This window comes from Priestia filamentosa (assembly GCF_900177535.1).
Taxonomy (GTDB): domain Bacteria; phylum Bacillota; class Bacilli; order Bacillales; family Bacillaceae_H; genus Bacillus_I; species Bacillus_I filamentosa.
Window position 1 is genome coordinate 639,297 of sequence record NZ_FXAJ01000001.1, and the last position, 24,544, is coordinate 663,840.

Genomic DNA, 24,544 nt, shown 5'->3' on the forward strand with positions numbered 1-24,544 from the left:
CCAACCGGTCACACTATAACTACTCTTAACAACGACTTTAACAGCAGGGATGGGGGATAGCATGTATGAGAGCATTAGACATGAATTACTTGTAATGCGTGATGAGCTTAGGCAGAGTTTATACCGAAATACCGCTAGTACGAACCCACAAGTTAGACAATATATCCAAGATGATTTAGATGATGTTGAACGAGCGCTTTTAAAGTTGGAAATTGGTGTTTTTGGTGTTGATGAGAGCACAGGGGCACAAATTCCTTATCATAAGCTTTCAGCTCTGCCAACAGCCCGCACAGAAGAAGAAATTATATATCATTAAAATGGCGATAAAAGAGTTAGAAGTAGCACTTAAGCTTCTAACTTTTTTTAATGGGTTAAAAAAGGACACTTTTAAATTTGAATTTCAAATAGAGGCCAACTTGTGCTAAAATTCATAATGGTAATAAATTCGTCAAAATACTGGCAGAGAAACGCCTTTTCCTTTTTCCCTATCGTTTGAAGTAGGGTTCTTCTTATTTTTAGGAAGGGTGAAAAGGTAACTAGAGAAGGAGGAGCGGCTGTGTGGTACTATTTGATTGCTCTATTTGTTATTGCGCTTGATCAATTAACAAAATGGATTGTCGTTCAAAAAATGGAGTATGGAGAAAGCATTACGGTAATTGAAAATTTCTTTTACATTACATCCCATCGCAACAGAGGAGCGGCATGGGGAATACTAGAAGGGAAGATGTGGTTTTTTTACCTCATCACGATTATCGTGATTGGAGCAATCATTGTTTATATACAAAAACTAGGCAAAAAAGAAGCGCGTCTTAAAGTAGCACTTGCTTTTATGCTTGGGGGAGCTATTGGAAATTTTATCGACCGTGTCGTACGTAAAGAAGTTGTCGATTTTATTGATACATACATTTTTTCTTACAACTATCCAATCTTCAACATTGCAGATTCTGCACTTGTGATAGGAGTTATTCTTGTATGTGTGTTTACTTTATTTGATGGAAAAAAGGAGTCAAAATAAATGGAAGTTATTACGTTAAGTATGGAAGAAAGTCAAGCAGGACAAAGGCTTGATAAAGTACTTTCTTCTTCGATTGAAGGATCAAGAACGCAAATTCAGCAGTGGATTAAAGATGGAAACGTCAAAGTAAATGAAAGCAAGGCTAAAGGAAACTACAAAGTAAAAGTAAATGATACGATTGTTATTGAAATTCCAGAGCCAGAGCCGCTTGATGTTGTTCCGGAAGAAATGGATTTAGACATTTATTATGAAGATGAAGACGTGCTTGTTGTAAATAAACCGCGTGGCATGGTTGTACATCCTGCGCCTGGTCATGTATCAGGAACGCTTGTAAATGGGCTTATGGCTCATTGTAAAGACCTTTCAGGTATTAATGGCGTTATGCGCCCAGGTATCGTTCATCGCATTGATAAAGATACGTCAGGCCTTTTAATGGTTGCTAAAAATGATTTAGCACACGAATCATTAGTAAGTCAGCTTGTTGCTAAAACGGTAACAAGACGATATAAAGCAATTGTCCATGGAGAAATTGCTCATGAAAACGGCACAATTGACGCACCAATTGGCCGTGATAAGAAAGATCGTCAAAGCATGACAGTTACAAATGAAAACAGCCGTGATGCTGTTACACATTTCAAAGTGCTCGAAAGATTTAAAGATTTCACTTTTGTAGAATGTCAGCTTGAAACAGGTCGTACACATCAAATTCGTGTTCATATGAAATATATTGGCTTCCCACTTGCTGGAGATCCAAAATATGGACCAAAAAAGACTCTTGATATTGACGGACAAGCGTTACATGCGGGCATTTTAGGATTTGATCATCCGCGTACAGGAGAATACAAAGAGTTTGAAGCGCCGCTTCCTGAAGAGTTCAGCGACTTACTTGATTTATTAGCAAAAAGAAGTTGACAAACTCTTATAATGGTGACATAATCTTAAGTAGTTAAATAAGACCCTTTAACATCAGTCCTGTGAGGCTGAGAAGGAAACGGACCGCAGATGCAGCAGGCGTCTGCAAGCTTACTATACCCGGCATCCTCTCAGTCACGGACAAAGAGGATGCTTTTTTTATGGAATGAAGAAGTGAGGTGAACGCAGGTGGGAATTAAAGCAAACGTACTAGATGAGCAAGCAATCAGAAGAGCTTTGACACGTATTGCTCATGAAATTATTGAAAGAAACAAAGGCATTCAAGAATGCGTTCTTGTTGGCATTAAAACACGAGGCATTTACCTTGCAAATAGGCTTGCTGAACGAATAGAACAAATCGAAGGAAAGCCAATTCCAGTAGGAGAGCTTGATATTACTCTTTACCGTGATGATTTATCAAAAGCAACAGAAACAAATGAACCGCTTGTAAAAGGTTCTGACATTCCTGTAGAGGTATCAAACAAGACTGTCGTTGTTGTAGACGATGTCCTTTATACAGGTCGAACAGTAAGAGCTGCAATGGATGCACTTGTGGATATTGGTCGACCATCTCAAATTCAACTTGCTGTGCTTGCTGATCGAGGCCATAGAGAGCTTCCGATTCGCGCTGACTATGTTGGAAAGAACATTCCAACATCTAAGAGTGAAAAAGTAACGGTCAAGCTGAAAGAAGTAGACGAACTTGATGAAGTAACAATTATGGAAAAATAATAAACGTAAAAAACCTCCTTTTAAACGGAGTCCTGTGAGGCTCATAAAGGTGGTGTGATAGGATACGTCTATCATCGCCTCTTTATGCCCTCCGGTGTAAAGAGGTTTTTTATTTAAGGAGAGAAAAAGATGAAAAAACAAACGATTGGTGTACAGGAAAAGCCACCTTTAAGCAAATGGTTGCCCCTCAGCTTACAGCATTTGTTTGCTATGTTTGGATCAACGGTACTTGTACCATTCCTTGTTGGGCTAAGTCCTTCAATAGCGCTGATCTCAAGCGGAATTGGAACACTGACATTTTTGCTTATCACAAAAGGGCAAGTTCCCGCATATCTTGGTTCATCGTTTGCCTTTATCGCGCCTCTCATTGCGGCTCAAGCAAGCGATGGGATTCAAGGAGCGATGTTTGGGACATTTTTAGCTGGTGTGATTTATGCTATTGTTGCTCTTCTTATTAAAAAAACAGGCGTAAATTGGATTATGAAGCTTTTACCACCTGTTGTTGTTGGTCCAGTAATTATGGTAATCGGTCTTAGCTTAGCTGGCTCGGCGGTGAACATGGCAATGAATGATAGCGATGGAAACTACAACGGCAAGTTTTTACTTGTAGCACTTGTGACGTTAGGAGTTACAGTCATTGCTTCAACATACTTTAAAGGCTTTCTTGGCTTAATCCCAGTTCTTATCGGACTTATTGTCGGCTACGTCTTCGCTTTAGCGCAAGGACTTGTTGATTTTAAACAAGTACAAGAAGCAAGTTGGATTGCGAGGCCTGAATTTTCCGTCCCATTTCTGTCATATACGCCATCATTTTCTTGGCACGTAGCACTCATCATGATTCCGATTGCAGTTGTGACACTTTCAGAACATATTGGTCACTTGTTTGTACTGAACAAAGTAGTTGAAAAAGACTTTATCAAAAAGCCTGGTCTTCATCGATCAATCTTAGGAGATGGAGTGGCAACAATGATTGCTGGGTTAATTGGCGGACCTCCAAACACAACATATGGAGAAAATATCGGCGTGCTAGCTATTACAAAAGTATTTAGCGTGTTCGTTATCGGCGGAGCAGCTGTGATTGCAATCTTGTTCGGATTCGTTGGAAAGGTTTCAGCTCTTATCTCAAGCATTCCATCACCAGTAATGGGAGGCGTATCAATTTTACTCTTTGGAATTATCGCTTCATCTGGATTGCAAATGATGATTGATAAGAAAGTTGATTTAAGTGATAAGCGTAACCTTGTGATTTCATCCATCATCCTTGTAATCGGAGTTGGAGGCACAACGCTTAAAATTACACATCAGCTTGAACTTGATGGGATGACGCTTGCAGCAATCATCGGAGTTGTTTTAAACCTTGTATTACCAAAAGAGAAAAAAAAGCAAGAAGCACAACAAGCAGAAGTTATTGAAATCGAAAAAAACATTGTATAAAGTTACACCTTTTAAACTAAAGTCCTGTGAGACTTAAAAGGGTGTGTAGGTTTGCTATAGCCTAAAAACACCCTTTCCTTACACACAACTTGTGAATGGAGAGGGTTTTTTGTTAGCAAACCTCCTCACCTCCAAAAGAATAGGAGGAGAAACATGAAGAATTTAGTATCAATGGCTGATTTATCAGTTGAGGAAATTTTAGATCTTCTTGAAAATGCAGAAAAAATGAAACACGGTAAGTATGCAACGCAGCTTCAAAAGCAAACGTTCGTTGCAAATTTATTTTTTGAACCAAGCACGCGCACAAAATCAAGCTTTGAAGTAGCAGAAAGAAGACTAGGACTCGACGTTATTCCATTTGATGTAACAACGTCAAGCGTTCAAAAAGGTGAAACTCTCTATGACACTGTGCAAACTTTATCATCTATCGGAGTAGAAGCAGTTGTCATTCGTCATACAGAAGATGAGTATTACAAAGATCTCATCGGAAAGATTTCAATTCCGGTCATAAATGCAGGAGACGGATGTGGTCAGCATCCAACCCAATGTTTGCTTGATCTTATGACAATTAAAGAAGAGTTTGGCGTTTTTGAAGGACTGAACGTAGCCATCATAGGTGACTTACGTCATAGCCGGGTTGCAAGAAGCAATGTCGAAATATTAGGAAAGCTAGGAGCGAATATTCTTTTAGCAGGGCCTGACGAGTGGAAAGATTCTTCACTAGAAGGCACATATGTAACAGTAGATGAAGCAGTTGAAAAAGCGGATGTTGTTATGCTTCTGCGCATTCAGCTTGAAAGACATGAAGAGGACGAAGACCTACGTGCTTATCATGAACAATACGGGCTAACAATCGAGCGAGAAAAGAACATGAAAAAAGGAAGCATTATTATGCATCCAGCTCCAGTGAATAGAGGGGTTGAAATCGCCGATAAGCTTGTGGAATGTTCGCGCTCACGTATTTTTAAACAAATGGAAAACGGCGTCTATATTCGAATGAGCGTGCTTGCGCGTTCTTTACAAATGACTGAAAGGGGAATGAAATATGCAATTGCTCATTAAAAACGTAAAGGTACTAACAAATAACGGTCAACTAGAGGAAAAAGAAGTTCTCATTGAAGAAAACAAAATTGTTAAGGTGAGCAAAAGTATTTCAAGCGAAGCTGCTGAAATTATAGATGGAAAAGGCCAGCTTCTTTTACCGGGGTTCATTGATGCTCATATCCACCTTCGTGAGCCAGGCGGCGAGCATAAAGAAACGATTGAGACAGGAACGCTTGCAGCAGCAAGAGGAGGCTTCACAACTGTTGCAGCAATGCCAAATACAAGACCTGTTCCAGATACAAAAGAAGGAATGACATGGCTTGTTAATCGTATTGAAGAAAAAGGACATGTGCGTGTTTTACCGTACGGATCCATTACAATTCGCCAAGCTGGAAAAGAACTAACAGATTTTGAAGGACTAAAAGAAGCAGGTGCATTTGCGCTAACAGATGACGGAGTTGGCGTTCAATCTGCAGGTATGATGTATGAAGCAATGAAAAAAGCAGCAGCAATCAACATTCCAATCGTTGCACACTGTGAAGATAATACATTGATTTATAAAGGCTCTGTTCATGATGGGAAATACTCTCGTGAGCAAGGATTAAACGGAATTCCATCCGTTTGTGAAGCCGTACATATTGCAAGGGACGTTCTTCTTGCAGAAGCGGCGGGTTGTCATTATCACGTTTGTCATGTAAGTACAAAAGAATCTGTTCGCGTTATCCGAGATGCAAAAAAAGCAGGAATTAACGTAACAGCAGAAGTTACGCCACATCATCTTCTTCTAAGTGAAGACGATATTAAAGGACAAGACACATCATTTAAAATGAACCCACCACTACGAGCAAAAGAAGATCAACAAGCTCTTATTGAAGGACTTTTAGATGGAACAATTGATTTCATCGCAACAGATCATGCACCACATACAGAAGAAGAAAAGAGCGTTGGAATGGAACGTGCACCATTTGGTATTGTAGGCCTTGAAACAGCATTCCCGCTTCTTTATACAAACCTTGTTGAAAAAAATGTTTTAACATTAGCACATCTTGTTGAGTTTTTGACGGAAAAAGTTGCTTCAATCTTTAACTTACCGTATGGAACATTAGAAGAAGGCGCAATAGCAGATCTTACGCTTGTGAACTTAACAGAAGAAGAAAAGATTGATCCAAATGAGTTTTTATCAAAGGGTCGCAATACACCATTCAAAGATTGGACATGTAAAGGGTGGCCTGTTATGACAATTGCAAATGGAAAACGCGTATGGGAAAAAGGGAGTGTAACAGTATGAAACGTCAGTTGATTTTAGAAGATGGAACAGTATTTATTGGAGAAGGATTTGGTAGCACTAAAGAAATGATGGGGGAAGTTGTATTTAACACAGGAATGACAGGCTATCAAGAAGTTCTTTCAGATCCTTCTTACTGTGACCAAATCGTTACAATGACATATCCATTGATCGGAAACTATGGAATTAACCGAGATGATTTTGAGTCCATTACACCAGCTGTGAAAGGATTTATCGTTAAAGAAACATGCGATTTTCCATCAAATTTCCGCAGTGAATACTCACTTCATACGTTCCTAGAAGAGAAAGGAATTCCAGGACTTTCTGGTATTGATACAAGAAAGCTTACACGTAAGATTCGTACGGTTGGAGCAATGAAAGGGAAAATTTGTGGAATGGATGAAAATCCAGAAGAAGTAGCGGCAGCGCTTCGCGGCACAGATTTTGCCACGGATCAAGTGAGTCGAGTTTCTACAATGAAACCATATCCAAGCCCTGGTCGCGGTTTTAAAGTAGTTGTTGTCGATTTTGGAATGAAGCACGGCATTTTAAGAGAGCTAACAGAGCGTCACTGTGATGTTATCGTTGTACCGTACAACACAACAGCAGAAGAAATTTTACGCTTAAATCCCGACGGCATTATGCTAACAAATGGACCTGGAGATCCAAAAGATGTACCAGAAGCACAGGAAATGATTAAAGGAGTACTTGGGAAAATTCCTTTGTTTGGAATATGTCTTGGACATCAGCTTTTCGCTTTAACATGTGGAGCAGATACCGAAAAAATGAAATTCGGTCACCGTGGTGCGAACCACCCAGTGCAAAATGTTGAAACAAAGCAAGTGATGATTACTTCTCAAAACCACGGCTATGCAGTTCGAGAAGAAAGTGTAGAGAATACAGATCTTGAGATTACACATATTGCACTAAACGATGATAGTGTAGAAGGATTAAAACATACGAAATACCGTGCTTTTACAGTTCAGTTCCACCCAGAAGCGTCTCCAGGACCTGAAGATGCAAACAGCTTATTTGAACAATTTATCACAATGATGGAAGAAGAAAAGAAAGCGGGGAATCTTACATGCCAAAACGCGTAGACATTCAAACAATCTTAGTAATCGGATCAGGACCAATCATCATCGGGCAAGCAGCAGAATTTGACTATGCGGGAGCACAGGCGTGTTTAGCTCTAAAAGAAGAAGGCTATAACGTTATTCTTGTGAACTCGAATCCAGCAACAATTATGACAGATACAGAAATGGCTGACAAAGTATACTTAGAGCCGCTTACATTTGACTTTCTAGCATCCATTTTACGTAAAGAACGCCCAGATGCTATTCTCCCAACGCTTGGAGGACAGACAGGTTTAAACCTTGCAATGGAATTATCAAAAGCAGGAATTCTAGAAGAACTTGATGTTGAAGTGCTTGGAACGAACTTACAGGCAATTGAACAAGCGGAAGATCGTGAGCAATTCCGTTCTCTTATGAACGAGCTTGGTGAACCTGTACCAGATAGTGAGATTATTCACACACTGGAAGAAGCGCGTACGTTTGTTGAAAGCGTAGGTTTCCCTGTTATTGTGCGTCCAGCATACACGCTTGGTGGAACAGGCGGAGGGATTTGTAATAATGAAGAAGAACTAAACGAAATTGTCACAAGCGGATTGAAGTTAAGTCCTGTTACTCAGTGTCTTCTTGAGAAAAGTATTGCAGGCTTTAAAGAAGTAGAGTATGAAGTAATGCGTGACAGCAACGATAATGCAATTGTTGTTTGTAACATGGAAAACATAGATCCTGTGGGAATTCATACAGGAGACTCTATTGTAGTAGCACCAAGTCAAACATTAAGCGATAGAGAATACCAGCTTCTAAGAAATGCTTCTCTAAAAATTATTCGTGCTTTAAAAATTGAAGGAGGCTGTAACGTTCAGCTTGCGCTTGATCCATATAGCTTCAACTATTACATCATTGAAGTAAACCCGCGGGTAAGCCGTTCGTCTGCCCTAGCGTCTAAAGCGACAGGTTATCCGATTGCAAAACTTGCAGCAAAAATTGCTGTGGGGTTAACGCTTGCTGAAATGAAAAACCCTGTAACAGGAAGAACATATGCATGCTTTGAACCAGCACTAGACTATATTGTAACGAAAATTCCTCGCTTTCCATTTGATAAGTTCGAATCAGCAAACCGTAAGCTTGGCACACAAATGAAAGCAACTGGTGAAGTAATGTCAATTGGTCGTACATTTGAAGAATCATTGCTAAAAGCTGTGCGTTCACTTGAATCAAATGTTTATCATCTTACATTAAATGAAGCAGAAAGCATTGACAATGAACTGTTAGAAAAACGTATTTGTACGGCAGGTGATGAGCGCTTGTTCTACGTTGGAGAAGCTCTTCGCCGCGGCTACACAATCGATCAAATTCATGAGTTTAGCATGATAGATCTTTTCTTCTTAAAGAAAATGGAGAACATTATCAAGTTCGAAAAAGAAGTACAAGAAAACGAAAAAGACTATACAGTATTGAAAAAAGCAAAAGAAATGGGCTTTAGTGATAAAGAAATTGCGAAGCTTTGGGACATGAGTGAGCGTGACGTCTACGAGTTCCGCAAAGAAAACAAGCTTTTCCCAGTCTATAAAACAGTAGACACATGTGCAGCAGAATTTGAATCACAAACACCATACTTCTACGGTACGTATGAAGACGAAAATGAGTCAGAAATAACGGAAAAAGAAAGTATTGTTGTGCTTGGATCAGGACCAATCCGTATCGGACAAGGAATCGAATTCGACTATGCAACAGTGCACTCTGTGTGGGCTATCCAAGAAGCAGGATATGAAGCAATTATCGTCAATAACAACCCAGAAACGGTCTCAACAGACTTTAGTACATCTGACAAGCTGTATTTTGAACCACTAACAGTTGAGGATGTTATGCACGTTATTGAACATGAAAAACCAAAAGGTGTTGTTGTTCAGTTTGGTGGACAAACAGCGATTAACCTTGCAGAAGAGCTTGAAGCACGTGGTGTTAAGATTCTAGGAACATCCCTTGAGAGCTTAGACACAGCGGAAGACCGCGATAAGTTCGAAAAAGCACTAGCACGTCTTGGTGTACCACAGCCGCTTGGCAAAACGGCAACATCAACAGAGCAAGCTGTAAATATTGCTCGTGAAATCGGCTATCCGGTGCTTGTTCGTCCTTCGTACGTTCTTGGTGGAAGAGCAATGGAAATTGTATATAAAGAAGAAGAACTTTTATACTACATGGAAAATGCGGTGAAAGCACATCCGGATCATCCAGTGTTAATTGATCGCTATTTAACAGGTCAAGAAATCGAAGTTGACGCAATTTCTGATGGAGAAACAGTAGTCATCCCAGGAATTATGGAACACGTAGAGCGTGCAGGCGTTCACTCAGGGGACTCAATTGCTGTATATCCGCCGCAAACATTACCACAGGACATCCAAGATAAAATTGTAGACTATACGATTCGCCTTGCAAAAGGATTAAACATTGTCGGTCTATTAAACATTCAGTTTGTCTACTCAAAAGGTGATGTGTATGTGTTAGAAGTCAATCCACGCTCAAGCCGTACAGTTCCATTCTTAAGCAAAATTACGAATGTACCAATGGCAAACATTGCAACAAAAGTTGTTGTTGGAGCTTCATTAAAAGAGCTTGGTTATGAGTCAGGATTATGCCCTGTAAAACAAGGAGTTTACGTGAAAGTTCCCGTCTTCTCCTTCGCTAAACTGCGTCGCGTTGACATTACGCTTGGACCTGAGATGAAATCAACAGGAGAAGTAATGGGGAAAGACTTAACGTTTGAAAAGGCTCTTTATAAAGGATTTATTGCAGCGGGAATGAATATCCAACAGCATGGATCGGTGCTTATGACAGTATCTGACGGTGATAAAGAAGAAGCACTAGAGCTTGCTCGCCGTTTCCATGCGCTTGGCTATAAAATTTATGCAACAGAAGGAACAGCAGAAAACATTAAAAATGCAAATATTCCAGTTGAAGCTGTGAAGAAAATCAGCCAGTCACATGAGGAAAACCTGCTTGGCCTTATTCGTAGCGGTGAAGCAAAAATTGTTGTTAATACTCTTACAAAAGGTAAACAACCAGCACGTGATGGCTTCCGCATTCGCCGTGAAGCAGTTGAAAATGGCATTCCATGTTTAACATCACTTGATACAGCGAAAGCTATTTTAAGAGTACTAGAATCAATGGGATTTCAAACAGCACCAATGAACAAAAATGAAAAAGCACAGGAGGCTGTTCTTTCATGAATAAAAAAGGTGATATGACGATTGTTTCACAGCGTAATATAGCTAAAAACATCTTTGAACTAACGCTAAAAGGAGATCTTGTCCGTAACATGAACGAACCTGGACAGTTCGTTCATGTTCGGGTAAACAATTCCTACCTTCCTTTATTACGCCGTCCAATCAGCATTTCATCTATTAATAAAGAAAAAAACGAATGTACGCTAATTTATCGGGCAGAAGGAATGGGAACAGAGCTTCTTTCTAAAAAAATGGTTGGTGAAACGCTTGATGTATTAGGGCCTCTTGGTAATGGTTTTAAAATTAAAGAAATGGCTTTGAAGAAAACAGCCTTGCTTGTTGGCGGTGGCATTGGTGTTCCACCACTTTATCAGCTTTCAAAAGAATTAAAAGCAAAAGGAATAAATGTTATCCATGTTCTTGGTTTCCAAGATAGAGAAACGGTGTTTTATGAAAGCGAATTTGCAGAGCTTGGAACAACGTATATTGCAACAGCTGATGGATCCTACGGTGAAAAGGGATTTGTTACAGACGTTATTAGAAAGTACAATTTAGATTTCGATCATCTCTTCTCATGCGGGCCAACAATGATGTTAAAAGCCTTGCAAGAGGAGCATGGTCACAAAGATGTGTATCTTTCACTTGAGGAAAGAATGGGCTGTGGCATTGGAGCTTGTTTTGCATGTGTTTGTCGAGTAAGTGAAAACTCTACAGATTATAAAAAAGTGTGCAGTGATGGTCCGGTCTTTAAAGGGGGAGAGATTTTACTATGAACATGCTTTCAACAAAATTGCCAGGTTTAGATTTAAAAAATCCTATTATGCCTGCTTCAGGTTGCTTTGGATTTGGAGAAGAGTATGCAGGACTATATGATTTAAGTCAGCTTGGTGCGATTATGATTAAAGCAACAACACCCCAAGCGAGATTTGGAAATCCGACCCCGCGTGTTGCTGAAACACCTGCTGGGATGTTAAACGCCATCGGTTTGCAAAATCCAGGGCTCGAGCAAGTGATCGAAAAGAAAGTAAAATGGCTTGAACAGTACGATGTACCTCTTATTGCAAACGTAGCAGGAGCAACAGAAGAAGATTATGTGATTGTTGCAAGAGAAATTTCTAAAGCTCAAAATGTTCATGCGTTAGAGCTTAATATTTCTTGTCCAAATGTGAAAGCAGGAGGTATTACATTCGGTGTTGATCCAACTCTTGCAGCTGAGTTAACAAGAAAAGTAAAAGAAGTGTCAGAAGTTCCTGTTTATGTAAAACTTTCTCCAAACGTGACGAACATCGTTGAAATGGCTTTAGCTGTTGAAAACGCAGGAGCTGATGGATTAACAATGATCAACACGCTGCTTGGCATGCGACTAGATTTAAAAACAGGACAACCGATTTTAGCGAACAAAACAGGTGGCCTCTCTGGTCCTTCCATTAAGCCTGTTGCAATTCGCATGGTGTATGAAGTGAGTCAGAGAGTTGAGATTCCAATTATCGGTATGGGCGGTGTGACAAACGCAAGCGACGTTTTAGAATTTTTATACGCTGGAGCAAGTGCAGTAGCGGTCGGAACAGCCAACTTTGTTGATCCATACGTTTGTCCACAAATTATTGAAGAATTGCCTGAAGTACTTTCAGAGTATGGATTTTCACATATTGAAGAATGCATCGGAAGGAGTTGGAAGAAACGTGGAGGATTCGCTCATCTTAGCTCTTGATTTTCCAAACAAAGAAGAAGTTCATACGTTTTTAACTCCTTTTGGGGATGAAAAACTGTTTGTAAAAGTTGGAATGGAGCTTTTTTATAAAGAAGGACCAAAAATGATTGAAGAAATTAAAAGTATGGGGCACCATATTTTTCTAGACTTAAAACTTCATGATATTCCAGTAACCGTCAAAAGAGCAATGAGTTCTCTTGCTTCTCTTGAAGTTGATCTAGTCAATGTTCACGCACTAGGTGGAAAAGCAATGATGGAAGGAGCGCTTGAAGGGCTTGAAGCTGGGACAAGAAGTGGTAAAGCTCGTCCAAAATGTATTGCTGTAACCCAGCTTACAAGCTCAACAGAGGAGATGGTCAGAACTGAACAGCTTGGTTCTGTCTCACTGCAGCAAAGTGTTGAACATTTAGCAGGTCTAACGAATGAAGCAGGCCTTGATGGAGTTGTTTGCTCTGTTCACGAAGTAGAGAGAATTCATGAGCTTGTTCGCCCTGATTTTCTTACGGTAACGCCTGGTATTCGTCTTTTAGGAGACAATGCTCATGATCAGCATCGCGTTGCAACACCAGCTATTGCACGTGAAAAAGGCTCAAACTTTATCGTTGTAGGACGTTCGATTACAAGAGCAGAAAATCCTGTTGAAGCATATGGAAAAGTTCAAAAAGAGTGGAGAGGGATAACATCATGAAAAAGAAAATTGCACAACATTTATTAACAATTGAAGCTGTATGTCTACAACCTAACGACCCATTTACATGGGCATCAGGGATTAAGTCACCGATTTACTGCGACAACCGCCTCACTCTTTCATATCCTGAAGTGCGTCAGGATATTGCGCAAGGGCTTGCAAGTCTCATTCGAGAAAATTTCAAAGAAGTAGACGTTATTGCAGGTACGGCAACAGCAGGCATTCCACATGCAGCATTTGTTAGCGATGTGCTTAGCCTACCAATGTGCTATGTTCGTAGCAAAGCAAAAGAACACGGCCGTGGGAATCAAATTGAAGGACGAGTGACAAAAGGAGATAAAGTTGTTGTTGTAGAAGATTTAATTTCAACAGGTGGAAGCGTACTGAAAGTTGTGAAAGCATTAGAAGAGCAAGGCTGTGAAGTACTTGGAGTTGTTTCTATCTTCACTTACGAGCTTTCAAAAGCAGAAGAAGCTTTCAAAGAAGCGAACGTTACGTTAAAATCACTTTCTAACTATTCTACGCTAATCGGAGTAGCACGTGAAAAAGGTAGTATCACAGAAACGGATTTAGAAAAACTGAAAGAGTGGAAGAAAGATCCTTCTTCAACAGAATGGCTTTCGCTTGTATAAAGGGGATAAAAAGAGTCAACTAGGAATCTAGTTGGCTTTTTATATTTGAAAAAAGGAACATTACAACAAAAAGACCGTTCGTCAATAAAAGTGATGAACGGTCTTTTTAAAAAGTCTTATTTTCTTAGTTTTAAAACAAGTTCTTCGCTTGGCGTCACAAACACAGTTTGCTGCTGCTCATAAATCACAAACCCTGGTTTCGAACCACTAGGCTTTTTAACATGTCGAACTTTTGTATAATCAACAGGAACAGAACTTGATTGTTTTGCTTTGCTAAAATATGCTGCTAAATGGGCAGCTTCTCTAATCGCTTCTTCTGAAGGATTTGTATCGCGAATCACAACGTGCGAGCCTGGAATATCTTTCGTATGAAACCAAAGCTCATCTCGTCCTGCTACTCGATTTGTTAAATAGTCATTTTGTTTATTATTTTTGCCGACGAGAATGGAATACCCGTCGCTTGATTCGTATGCTTCAAGCTGCGGTGTCTGATTCTTTTGTTTTTTAGACACTTTCGTTTCTTTCTTTTTCTTCAAATAGCCTTCCTCTGTTAGCTCCTGTCGAATTTCAGCAATATCTCTATGTGTGGCAGATTCCATTTGTTGAATCAGCGTTTCAAAGTATTGAATTTCTTCTGTTGCTTTTTGAATTTGTTCCTGTACAACAGTAACCGAGTTTTTCGCTTTTTGATAGCGATGGAAATAATGCTGTGCATTTTGAGATGGCGTCTTTTGCGGATCAAGCTCAATTGTCACTGTGCCCGCATTTTCATCATAGTAGTTGATAACTTCTGCTTTCCCATCTCCTTGCTTAATCGCAAAAAGGTTTGATGTTAGAAGTTCGCCGTACAATTGAAACTTCTTCGCTTTTTCAGCATCATCAAGCGTTGTTTTGAGCTTTTTGATTTTCTTTTCATTTTTCTTTTTCTCTGTGTTCATAAATTGCAGGAGGTCATGTGCTTGCTGCTTTACACGATCTCGTTCTGCTTTTCCATAGTAAAAACGGTCAAGCGCTTCACTTAACAAAGAAAAGGTAGAAACTTCACCTTCTATATGTGTAAGAGGAATCATATAAAACGCTTCTTTTCCTTCATTTCTAATAATCTGCGGAGTGAACTCTTTCTCTTTAATCTTAGCCATAAGCTCAACAAAAGCTTTCGGTACTGTTGTGCGATTAGCAAGACCAGATGTGTGAATAATTTCTCTCGCTAAAAGAGGCGAAACTCCTTCAAATGTACTAACAAGCTGACCGTCTAGTTTACCGCTGTTGAAGTCCACTTTTCGTAACACTGTTTCCTCGTCTGCTTGGAATGGATTTTCCTTATTTTGAGCAGGTGGAAAAACGTAAGAATGACCAGGTAGAACAGTACGATGGCTGTTCACAGATGGTGAAAGGTGCTTAATGCTGTCAATAATCGTCTCTTTTTTATGATCAACTAAAATAATGTTACTATGGCGGTTCATAATTTCAATATAAAGAGCTTTATGCGTAACATCACCAAGTTCGTCACGGCCTCGCACTTCAATTTTTAAAATGCGATCAAGCTCAATTTGTTCAATAGAATCAATAATACCGCCTTCTAAATGTTTGCGAAGCAACATGCAAAACATCGGTGGCGTACTTGGGTTTTCATAACTTTCATTTGTTAAGTGAACGCGCGCGTAGCTTGGGTGCGCAGAGAGAAGAAGTTTATAGTTCGTTCCTCCCGCACGTACGCCAAGAATGAGCTCATTTGTAAAAGGCTGATACACTTTTGTTATGCGGCCGCTTTGTAACTTCTCTACTAATTCTTCTTTCATTGCATATGTAAACATTCCGTCAAATGACATTTTAACACTTCCTTAACCCCTATTTAAAAAACTTTCGTCTCTTTCTTTCTAATGTAAAGTATAGCATTTTTTTGGACGAGTCTGAATAAGCTTACCTTAGAAGAGATTAAAAGGCAAAGGGTGTGAACGTGTGTCATGAAGTGGCATGAAATGAGTGAGAATACTGTCCTGCACACAGCACAAACAAACAGAGAAAAAGGACTAGATGAAAAAGAAGCAAAAGGTCGAATAAGAGAACACGGCTACAATGAGTTAAAAGAAGCGTCCAAACCGTCTGCATTGCTTGTGTTTCTTGCTCAGTTTAAAGATTTTATGGTCCTTGTTTTACTAGGAGCAACTCTTGTTTCAGGTTTCTTAGGTGAATATATTGATGCTATCGCTATTATTGCCATCGTTTTGATTAACGGTGTCTTAGGTTTCTTTCAAGAACGTAAAGCCGAAAAGTCACTTGATGCTTTAAAAGAACTTTCAGCACCAAAAGTAAATGTGTTACGAAATGAAAAATGGAGTAAAGTGCCCTCAAAAGAACTTGTGAGAGGAGATATCATTAAATTTTCGACAGGAGATAGAATAGGAGCTGATATACGAATTATTGAAGCGAAAGCACTTGAGATTGAAGAATCTGCTTTAACAGGAGAGTCTGTTCCTGCTGTAAAGGAGACGAACCCGCTTCATGATGAAAATCTTCCCCTTGGTGATCAAACAAACATGGCCTTTATGGGAACGCTTGTGACAAGAGGGAGTGGGATCGGCGTTGTTGTTGGAACTGGAATGAATACTGCAATGGGACAAATTGCAGATCTTCTTCAAAATGCTGAAACAGTAACAACTCCGCTGCAGCGAAAGCTTGCACAGCTTGGAAAAATTTTAATTATCATTGCGCTTATTTTAACAGCGCTTGTTGTATTTGTTGGTGTATTGCAAGGTCATGACGTATACAGCATGTTTTTAGCTGGTGTAAGCTTAGCTGTTGCAGCCATTCCAGAGGGATTACCTGCTATTGTAACCGTTGCGCTATCGCTCGGTGTACAGCGAATGATTAGAAAAAAAGCAATTGTTCGTAAACTTCCAGCAGTGGAAACGCTAGGGTGCGCCTCAGTTATCTGTTCAGACAAAACAGGGACGCTTACGCAAAATAAAATGACGGTAACTAATGTTTGGGCAGGAGGAACAACATGGGGAGTCACAGGGACAGGATATGCACCAGAGGGGAAATTCAGGCTTGATGATCGCGATGTGAATCCTCAAAAATCAAGAGAGCTTTCTCAAGTTCTTCTTTTCGGATTGTTGTGTAACAACACAAACATTTTGCAGAGGAAAAAAGAGTATGTTCTTGATGGAGATCCAACTGAGGCAGCTCTTGTTGTAGCAGCTCGAAAAGCTGGATTAGAAAGAGAAGAGATGCTAAAGCAGTTTACAATTGTAGAAGAATTCCCATTTGATTCAACTCGTAAAATGATGAGCGTTATTATTCAAGACAAAGAAGGCAAGCGCTATGTTGTTACAAAAGGGGCTCCTGATGTTTTATTAACAACAAGCTCTCAAATATTATGGAAAGAACGTCTTGAATCGCTTTCTGTTTCTCGCTACAACGAAGTACACAAAGCTGTTGAAGATTTAGCAGCGCGAGCTCTTCGTACAATTGCAATTGCTTATAAGCCACTTTCAAATCATAATAAACTAACCGAAAAAGAAGCGGAATCAAATCTTACCTTTCTTGGCTTGCAAGGAATGATTGATCCCCCTCGCACAGAAGTAAAAGAAGCTGTGAAAGAATGTAAAGAAGCAGGGATTAAAACAGTGATGATTACAGGTGATCATGTTATTACAGCTCAAGCAATTGCAAAAGAGCTTGGTATTTTAACAAAAAACGGAAAAGTTCTTCAAGGAACAGACATTACGTCAATGTCAAAAGAAGAACTTGAAGAGATTGTAGAAGATGTGGACGTCTATGCTCGTGTCTCTCCAGAGCATAAGCTGAAAATCGTAAAAGCATTGCAAGCAAAAGGGCATGTTGTCGCAATGACAGGAGACGGAGTGAACGATGCTCCTGCCATTAAATCAGCGGACATCGGGATTGCTATGGGAATTACGGGAACAGACGTCGCCAAAGAAGCGTCATCTCTTGTTCTTCTTGATGATAACTTTGCCACAATTAAGTCGGCTATTAAAGAGGGGCGTAACATCTATGAAAATATCCGGAAATTTGTACGCTATCTGCTTGCTTCGAACGTTGGCGAAATTCTAGTTATGCTCTTTGCAATGCTTTTAGCGCTTCCACTTCCGCTCGTTCCGATTCAAATTTTATGGGTAAACCTTGTGACAGACGGACTTCCAGCAATGGCCCTTGGACTTGATAAACCAGAAGATGATGTGATGAAAAGAGGACCAAGACATCCAAAAGAAGGGATATTTTCTAGAGGCCTTGGATGGAAAGTAATCAGTCGAGGGTTTTTAATCGGAATTGCGACACTATTAGCGTTTATTATTGTATACGACGAGCAAACAGGGAACTTGGCTTACGCTCAAACAGTTGCTTTTGCAACGCTCGTGCTTGCTCAGCTTATTCATGTCTTTGATTGCCGAAGCGAGAAATCTATTTTTGATCGAAATCCATTCGGAAACATGTACCTTATCGGAGCAGTATTATCTTCTATTCTGCTTATGGCAATTGTAATTTATGTTGAACCGCTTCAAGCGATTTTCCACACGGTGCCAATCATTGGACGCGATTGGTTGCTCATCATCGCAATGGCGAGCATCCCAACATTCTTACTTGCAGGCTCATTTTTAACAAGGAAGAAGAAGTAAAAAAGGAAAGAAAAGACACGACAAAACAGGGGAGTTATTGTTTTGTCGTGTCTTTTTTTATGGTATAATGCAAAGGGTTATAAAGGAAGATTTCCTTTTATAATAAAGTGTTTTATAATGAATAATTAAATAATTTAACGAAAAAGTTACGTAGTAATGCTTAAAACATGAAAAGCACATATGCAAGGTTTTAAGATAAAGGGAAGCAATGGATGTGATAACATGGTAGTTAGTATGACTGGTTTCGGGAGAGGAAAAGCCGAAAGTGAAAAAAATGCGGTAACAGTTGAGATGAAGTCTGTTAACCACCGATTTTGTGAAGTGATGGTTCGTATGCCAAGACAGCTTGTTGATGTTGAAGACAAGCTTAAGAAAATTGTTGGCGAATCTATTAAAAGAGGAAGAATTGAAGTATTTGTCACGGTCTCTGGAGAGCGTTCGAGTACAAAAAGTCTTCAAACTGATTATTCACTTCTTCAACAATACGTTGAAGCGTTAAAAACGATTGAGAAAGAGCAAAATTTACCTCCTCAATCTCTTTCATTTCAAGACATCTTAGGAATGGAAGGTGTTTTCACAACGCATGATGAAGAAGGAGACAATGCAGAAGTTAAAGAACTTGTACAAGAGGCGGCAAGAAGAGCGGTTTCAGAACTTTATAAAATGCGTCAAAATGAAGGAGAACGGCTAAAAGAAGATTTGATGAACCGTATTTGTCAAATTGAAAAGAGCTGCGAGGAAATCGCGAAGCTTGCTCCAACTGTTTCAGAACAGTACCGAGAGCGGATTCAGAAAAAGCTTCAGGAGCATCTTGGTGACTCATTTGACGAGCAGCGTGTGCTGACAGAAGTTGCGATGTTTGCAGAGAAAGCAGACATCAGTGAAGAGATTACGCGCATTAATAGCCATATTAGAGAATTTAAGGAAACGCTTGAAAGCGGTACTCAAATGGGACGTAAACTTGACTTTCTTGTCCAAGAATTAAACAGGGAAGGCAACACGATAGGAGCAAAAGCTCATAGCAGCAGCATTGCTAGTTTAGTTATTGATATAAAGACAAATCTAGAACGAATTAAAGAGCAAGTGCAAAATATTGAATAGCCCCTTGTCAAAAGTACAGCGTTCATATATAAATGAAGCAGGGACTTTTGATACATAGGGTTTAAAACAAGAAAAAAAGTCTACAATGTTATCATTCATAAATGGTGAAAAATAGAGTGTGGAAGCTGAGGAGGCTTGTTGATGAACAGCAAGTTTATTAATGTTGGTTTTGGAAATTTTGTATCATCAGGGCGAATTATTTCTGTTGTGCACCCTGAATCAGCCCCAATTAAAAGAATGATTCAAGATGCAAAAGAAAGAAGTACACTTATTGATGCAACGCTTGGTCGGAAAACACGATCAGTTATTATTATGGACAGTGAACATGTTATTTTAGCTCCTGTTCAACCAGAAACCATTTCACAACGACTTGAATCAAAAGGTGAACAACTGACGGAAGGGTAAGGTGTAGCAATTATAATGAAAGAAAAAGGAATTTTAATCGTCCTTTCAGGACCATCAGGTGTTGGAAAAGGTACGGTACGCAAAGCATTATTTTCGGAGGAAGAGCTTTCTCTTCAATATTCTATTTCAGCAACAACTCGTAAGCCACGTGAAGGAGAAGTGCATGGCGTGGATTACTTGTTCAAAGAGCGCGTAGAATTTGAAGAAATGATCAAAAATGATCAACTGCTTGAATGGGCAGAATACGTAGGAAACTATTACGGAACGCCTGTTGAATATGTTCAAAAAACGCTTGATGAAGGAAAAGACGTATTTTTAGAAATTGAAGTACAAGGGGCAATGCAAGTTAAGAAAGCATTTCCTGAAGGGCTTTTCATCTTTTTAGCTCCACCAAGCCTTTCAGAGCTTCGCAATCGTATTGTAACAAGAGGAACTGAGTCTGAAGACCTTATTCATAACCGCTTAACAGCTGCAAAAGAAGAAATCGAAATGATGGATTCTTATGATTATGTAGTCGAAAATGACAAAGTCGAGCATGCTTGTGATAAAATTAAAGCAATCGTAACGGCAGAACATTGCAAACGTTCACGAGTAGCTCCTCGCTATAAAAAATTACTGGAGGTTGAATGATGTTATATCCATCAATTGACACACTTATGACAAAGCTTGATTCAAAATATACGCTTGTAACAGTTGCAGCAAAACGTGCTCGCAGCTTACAGGAATATAACGACCTTATGGTTGAAAATCCAGTATCAGACAAGTTTGTAGGATGTGCGCTTGAAGAAATCAATGCAGGTGTTCTACATTTTGAAAAATCGGAAAACTAAAATGAACGTAGAATAACAACCTATTATGATTAGGTTGTTATTTTTTTAAAAGATAAATGTAAAAGGTGGGAGAAGAACGTTGGAAGGAAAACGTATTGTATTAGGAGTAAGCGGAGGAATTGCCGCTTATAAAGCAGCTGCTTTAACAAGTAAGCTCATTCAGAGTGGAGCAGAAGTAAGAGTGATAATGACAGAATCAGCAACAAAGTTTATTACACCCCTCACATTTCAGGCACTGTCACGAAATCACGTTTATACAGATACTTTTTTAGAAAAAGATCCAACCGTTATTTCACACATTGATGTTGCAGATTGGGCAGACTTGATTATTGTAGCTCCAGCAACAGCTAATACGATCGGAAAGTTAGCGAATGGGCTTGGAGATGATATGCTTACAACAACACTTTTAGCTACAACGGCTCCTGTTTGGATTGCTCCTGCGATGAACGTGCATATGTATGATAACAAAGCTGTTCAGCGTAATATTATGACGCTTTATAATGATGGCTATCGCTTTATTGAACCATCAGCAGGGTATCTTGCCTGCGGGTATATTGGTAGAGGAAGACTTGAAGAGCCAGAGAAAATTGTCGAGCTTGTAAAAGAGCACTTTGCGCCGAAAAAAGAACAGCTTCTCGGTGGAGAAAAAATTGTGATTACGGCAGGGCCAACGCGTGAAAACATAGACCCCGTGCGCTTTTTTTCAAACCGTTCAACAGGTAAAATGGGCTACGCTTTAGCGCAGGCTGCTAAAGATCTTGGAGCGGACGTTACCCTTATTAGCGGCCCGACAAACTTAACGCCTCCAACAGGTGTTACATTTGTGGAAGTTGAAAGTGCTGCAAACATGCTTGACGCCGTTATGAACGTTTTTAACGATGCTTCTGTTGTCATTAAATCAGCTGCTGTAGCTGATTATCATCCAAAAGTAACTTTTGGACAGAAGATGAAGAAGAAAGACGGAGATTTAGCGATCGAAATGGAACGAACAACAGATATTTTAAAAACGCTTGGACAAAAGAAAGATGGTCAGTTGTTAGTTGGATTCGCAGCAGAAACAGAGCATGTTGAAGAATATGCTATGAAAAAGCTTCAAACAAAAAATGCTGACCTTATTGTCGCTAATAATGTTTCAACAGAAGGTGCAGGCTTTGGGGGAGATACAAATATAGTGACGCTCTTCTATAAAGATGGACATCATCAAGACCTTCCACTGCTTTCGAAAAAAGATGTGAGCGAAAGAATTATGAATGAAGTTGTGAACTTATTAAAGGAACGGTCAAAATGAAAGTAGCAAGTATTATTGTAGATGTTTTAGCAAAAGGAACGGATCGCCCTTTTGACTACATTATTCCACAAAGTCTAGAAGACATTGTTGTAAAAGGAATGCGTGTTATTGTTCCATTCGGTCCTCGTAAAATTCAAGGTTTTGTGATTAATATAAAAGAAAGTTCAGATGTTGCTCGCTTAAAAGAAATTGACGAGATGGTTGATCTTCAGCCTGTTTTAACAGAGGAGCTGCTTAGTCTTGGGAAATGGTTGACAGAAGAAACACTATGTTATGCAATGTCAGCTTTTCAAGCGATGCTTCCTGCAGCAATGAAAGCAAAGTACGATAAAGAAATCTCACTTCCTTCTGAAGAGGTAAAGCAACAACTTCATGAAAGTGTGCGGCCTCTTTTTTCAAAAGGAAGCATTAGGTTTAGCGATGTGAAAAACCATCCTGCCGCTCCTTATCTTTTAAAAGACATAAGTAAGAACTTTTTAGATGTCACGTATATTGTTAAAAATAGAGTGAATAAAAAAATGATGAGAGGCGTTATGCTCTCGTCTTCTATGAAACAAGAAGACATTGAAAAGTATAGGGATGGACTGGGCAAAAAAGGTGAAAAGCAAAAGGTTGTTCTTCAATATATGCTCGCCCAAAAGGAAAAGATGAGCGTAAAGCACTTGAAAGACGAGCTTGGGATTACAGATGCTCCTATTAAGTCACTTATCTCAAAAGGTTTCCTAGAAAAGATTGAGATTGAGCTGTATAGAAATCCATTTGCAGAAAGAGAGTTTCAAAAAACAAGCGCCCTTCCTCTTACAGAAGAGCAAAGCAAAGTTATTAAACCTATTCATACAAGTATTGAAGAAGATAAGCATAACGTATTTCTTTTGTATGGGGTAACAGGAAGCGGAAAGACAGAGGTATACCTTCAATCTATTCAGCGTGTTCTTGAAAAAGGAGAAGAAGCGATTGTTCTTGTTCCTGAAATTTCGCTCACACCTCAAATGGTCACAAGATTTAAAGGGCGATTTGGTTCAAAGGTCGCTGTCCTCCACAGTGGACTTTCAGCAGGAGAAAAATACGATGAGTGGCGCAAAATTCAGCGAGGAGAAGTGTCAGTTGTTGTTGGAGCTCGTTCTGCTATCTTTGCACCATTTAAAAACTTGGGCATTATTATTATTGATGAAGAACATGAATCAAGCTATAAGCAGGAAGAAAACCCGCGCTATCATGCAAGAGATGTTGCCATTTATCGAGGGAAGTATCACAATTGTCCTGTTGTTCTCGGAAGTGCAACGCCAACGCTTGAATCATTTGCGAGAGGAAGCAAAGGGAATTATAGACTTTTAACACTTTCTAAGCGTATGAATAATGCCCAAATGCCCGGAGTTGAAAAAGTGGATATGAGAGAAGAACTTCGTAATGGCAACCGTTCTATGTTCTCGACCGTTCTGTTTGAAAAAATGAAGGATCGATTAGCAAAAGGAGAGCAAATTGTGCTTATGTTAAATAAGCGCGGTCATTCTTCTTTTATCATGTGCAGAGACTGTGGTTTTGTGCCTACTTGTCCACATTGTGAAATTTCGTTAACATATCATAGACATCAGAACTTAATGAAATGCCATTATTGTGGACATCAAGAGCAACTTGCAATAAAATGCCCTGAATGTGAAAGTGATCATATCCGCTATTTTGGAACAGGTACTCAAAAAGTGGAAGAAGAGCTTACTAAGGTGATTCCAGAGGCATCTGTTGTGAGAATGGATGTTGATACAACGAGCCGCAAAGGCTCACATGAAAAGCTGCTTGCTAAATTTGAAAGTGGCCAAGCCCAAATCTTACTTGGTACCCAAATGATTGCAAAGGGCCTTGATTTTGAAAATGTAACACTTGTTGGTGTTCTCTCAGCAGATACAATGCTTCACCTTCCAGACTTCAGAGCATCTGAAAAAACATTTCAGCTTCTGACTCAAGTAAGCGGTAGAGCAGGGCGCCACTCTCTGCCAGGAGAGGTTGTTATTCAGACGTATACGCCTGAACATTACAGCATTGATCTTGCGAGTCATCATGACTATGATGCTTTTTATAAAAAAGAGATGATAATGCGAAAGATGCTGAAGTATCCGCCTTTTTATTATTTGGCACTTGTGACAGTAGCACATGAAAATATGGCTGTTGCAATGGGAGAAACGGATAAAATCGCATCCTTCTTACAAAACAAGCTGTCTTCTAATGCTATCATTCTTGGCGCTGTGCCATCTCCCATTGCAAAAATTAAGGATAGATATCGTTATCAATGCATGATAAAATATAGAAACGAACCAGACCTTTTTTCTTCTCTGCACTTTTTATTAGAGCAGTATAAAGGAAAAATGCAAAAGCAAAATTTAACAATAAACGTTGATTTGAACCCTTACGTTATGATGTAAAGGGAAAAATAGATAAAAAAATAGATATGAAAGGTTCAAAGAGCTATTTTAGTTTTTTGGACCTTTTTATTTGTTTTATAAAAGTGGTACAATGTAGTAATGAAAATAAGCGGATG

21 protein-coding genes are annotated in these 24,544 nt (G+C 39.4%); 20 read left to right on the plus strand and 1 reads right to left on the minus strand.

The genetic code is table 11. The features are described 5' to 3' along the window. Positions 1-61: 61 nt before the first annotated feature. The 13 genes from B9N79_RS03435 to pyrE all read left to right on the plus strand — a co-directional run bounded on the left by B9N79_RS03435 (position 62) and on the right by pyrE (position 13,750). Positions 62-316 (plus strand): TraR/DksA C4-type zinc finger protein, encoded by a 255-nt coding sequence (locus B9N79_RS03435; RefSeq protein WP_040056691.1) that lies wholly within the window; start codon positions 62-64, stop codon positions 314-316. Positions 317-556: 240 nt separating this feature from the next. Beyond that, on the plus strand, positions 557-1,015 hold the full coding sequence (gene lspA, locus B9N79_RS03440; protein ID WP_019391745.1) for a signal peptidase II: 459 nt from the start codon (positions 557-559) through the stop codon (positions 1,013-1,015). Further along, positions 1,016-1,927: an RluA family pseudouridine synthase gene (locus B9N79_RS03445; protein ID WP_019391746.1), complete on the plus strand. Its 912-nt coding sequence runs from the start codon at positions 1,016-1,018 to the stop codon at positions 1,925-1,927. It begins immediately after the preceding gene. Between the two features lie 189 nt (positions 1,928-2,116). Next, the gene (gene pyrR / locus B9N79_RS03450) at positions 2,117-2,659 is read left to right on the plus strand and encodes a bifunctional pyr operon transcriptional regulator/uracil phosphoribosyltransferase PyrR (RefSeq protein WP_019391747.1); all 543 of its coding nucleotides are present in this window, start codon (positions 2,117-2,119) and stop codon (positions 2,657-2,659) included. Between the two features lie 129 nt (positions 2,660-2,788). After that, positions 2,789-4,093, plus strand: a complete 1,305-nt coding sequence (gene uraA / locus B9N79_RS03455; protein WP_040056690.1) for a uracil permease — start codon at positions 2,789-2,791, stop codon at positions 4,091-4,093. Between the two features lie 153 nt (positions 4,094-4,246). Beyond that, positions 4,247-5,155 carry an aspartate carbamoyltransferase catalytic subunit gene (locus B9N79_RS03460; RefSeq protein WP_046217809.1) on the plus strand — a complete coding sequence of 303 codons (909 nt, stop codon included), beginning with the start codon at positions 4,247-4,249 and terminating at the stop codon, positions 5,153-5,155. Continuing rightward, complete coding sequence (locus B9N79_RS03465; RefSeq protein ID WP_040056689.1) at positions 5,139-6,425, plus strand: dihydroorotase; 1,287 nt, start codon at positions 5,139-5,141, stop codon at positions 6,423-6,425. The genes B9N79_RS03460 and B9N79_RS03465 overlap by 17 nt, the downstream gene beginning before the upstream one ends. Then, entirely contained in the window at positions 6,422-7,522 is a 1,101-nt protein-coding gene (locus B9N79_RS03470; RefSeq protein WP_019391751.1) for a carbamoyl phosphate synthase small subunit, read from the plus strand. Before B9N79_RS03465 ends, B9N79_RS03470 begins: the two co-directional genes overlap by 4 nt. Beyond that, complete coding sequence (carB, locus tag B9N79_RS03475; RefSeq protein ID WP_040056688.1) at positions 7,507-10,722, plus strand: carbamoyl-phosphate synthase large subunit; 3,216 nt, start codon at positions 7,507-7,509, stop codon at positions 10,720-10,722. Before B9N79_RS03470 ends, carB begins: the two co-directional genes overlap by 16 nt. After that, positions 10,719-11,492, plus strand: coding sequence for a dihydroorotate dehydrogenase electron transfer subunit (locus tag B9N79_RS03480; protein ID WP_040056687.1), 774 nt, complete (start codon positions 10,719-10,721; stop codon positions 11,490-11,492). Before carB ends, B9N79_RS03480 begins: the two co-directional genes overlap by 4 nt. Next, entirely contained in the window at positions 11,489-12,430 is a 942-nt protein-coding gene (locus tag B9N79_RS03485; protein ID WP_040056686.1) for a dihydroorotate dehydrogenase, read from the plus strand. The genes B9N79_RS03480 and B9N79_RS03485 overlap by 4 nt, the downstream gene beginning before the upstream one ends. After that, complete coding sequence (gene pyrF, locus B9N79_RS03490; RefSeq protein WP_040056685.1) at positions 12,402-13,118, plus strand: orotidine-5'-phosphate decarboxylase; 717 nt, start codon at positions 12,402-12,404, stop codon at positions 13,116-13,118. The genes B9N79_RS03485 and pyrF overlap by 29 nt, the downstream gene beginning before the upstream one ends. After that, entirely contained in the window at positions 13,115-13,750 is a 636-nt protein-coding gene (pyrE, locus tag B9N79_RS03495; RefSeq protein ID WP_019391756.1) for an orotate phosphoribosyltransferase, read from the plus strand. The genes pyrF and pyrE overlap by 4 nt, the downstream gene beginning before the upstream one ends. A 116-nt stretch (positions 13,751-13,866) precedes the next feature. On the opposite strand, the gene B9N79_RS03500 is transcribed toward pyrE, so the two are convergent. Then, the gene (locus B9N79_RS03500) at positions 13,867-15,579 is read right to left on the minus strand and encodes an Rqc2 family fibronectin-binding protein (protein ID WP_046217807.1); all 1,713 of its coding nucleotides are present in this window, start codon (positions 15,577-15,579) and stop codon (positions 13,867-13,869) included. A 135-nt stretch (positions 15,580-15,714) separates the two neighbouring features. On the opposite strand from B9N79_RS03500, the gene B9N79_RS03505 reads away from it, so the two are divergent. From B9N79_RS03505 to priA, 7 genes are all read left to right on the plus strand, one after another. After that, on the plus strand, positions 15,715-18,390 hold the full coding sequence (locus tag B9N79_RS03505; protein WP_026009506.1) for a calcium-translocating P-type ATPase, SERCA-type: 2,676 nt from the start codon (positions 15,715-15,717) through the stop codon (positions 18,388-18,390). Positions 18,391-18,612: 222 nt separating this feature from the next. Continuing rightward, on the plus strand, positions 18,613-19,491 hold the full coding sequence (locus B9N79_RS03510; RefSeq protein WP_019391759.1) for a YicC/YloC family endoribonuclease: 879 nt from the start codon (positions 18,613-18,615) through the stop codon (positions 19,489-19,491). Positions 19,492-19,632: 141 nt separating this feature from the next. Beyond that, positions 19,633-19,896 (plus strand): DUF370 domain-containing protein, encoded by a 264-nt coding sequence (locus B9N79_RS03515; protein WP_019391760.1) that lies wholly within the window; start codon positions 19,633-19,635, stop codon positions 19,894-19,896. Between the two features lie 15 nt (positions 19,897-19,911). Further along, positions 19,912-20,526, plus strand: coding sequence for a guanylate kinase (gmk, locus tag B9N79_RS03520; RefSeq protein WP_019391761.1), 615 nt, complete (start codon positions 19,912-19,914; stop codon positions 20,524-20,526). Beyond that, positions 20,526-20,726, plus strand: a complete 201-nt coding sequence (gene rpoZ, locus B9N79_RS03525; RefSeq protein ID WP_019391762.1) for a DNA-directed RNA polymerase subunit omega — start codon at positions 20,526-20,528, stop codon at positions 20,724-20,726. Before gmk ends, rpoZ begins: the two co-directional genes overlap by 1 nt. Positions 20,727-20,805: 79 nt before the next feature. Further along, on the plus strand, positions 20,806-22,014 hold the full coding sequence (coaBC, locus tag B9N79_RS03530; RefSeq protein ID WP_046217806.1) for a bifunctional phosphopantothenoylcysteine decarboxylase/phosphopantothenate--cysteine ligase CoaBC: 1,209 nt from the start codon (positions 20,806-20,808) through the stop codon (positions 22,012-22,014). After that, positions 22,011-24,428 carry a primosomal protein N' gene (priA, locus tag B9N79_RS03535; RefSeq protein ID WP_046217805.1) on the plus strand — a complete coding sequence of 806 codons (2,418 nt, stop codon included), beginning with the start codon at positions 22,011-22,013 and terminating at the stop codon, positions 24,426-24,428. Before coaBC ends, priA begins: the two co-directional genes overlap by 4 nt. The last annotated feature ends 116 nt before the right edge of the window (positions 24,429-24,544 follow it).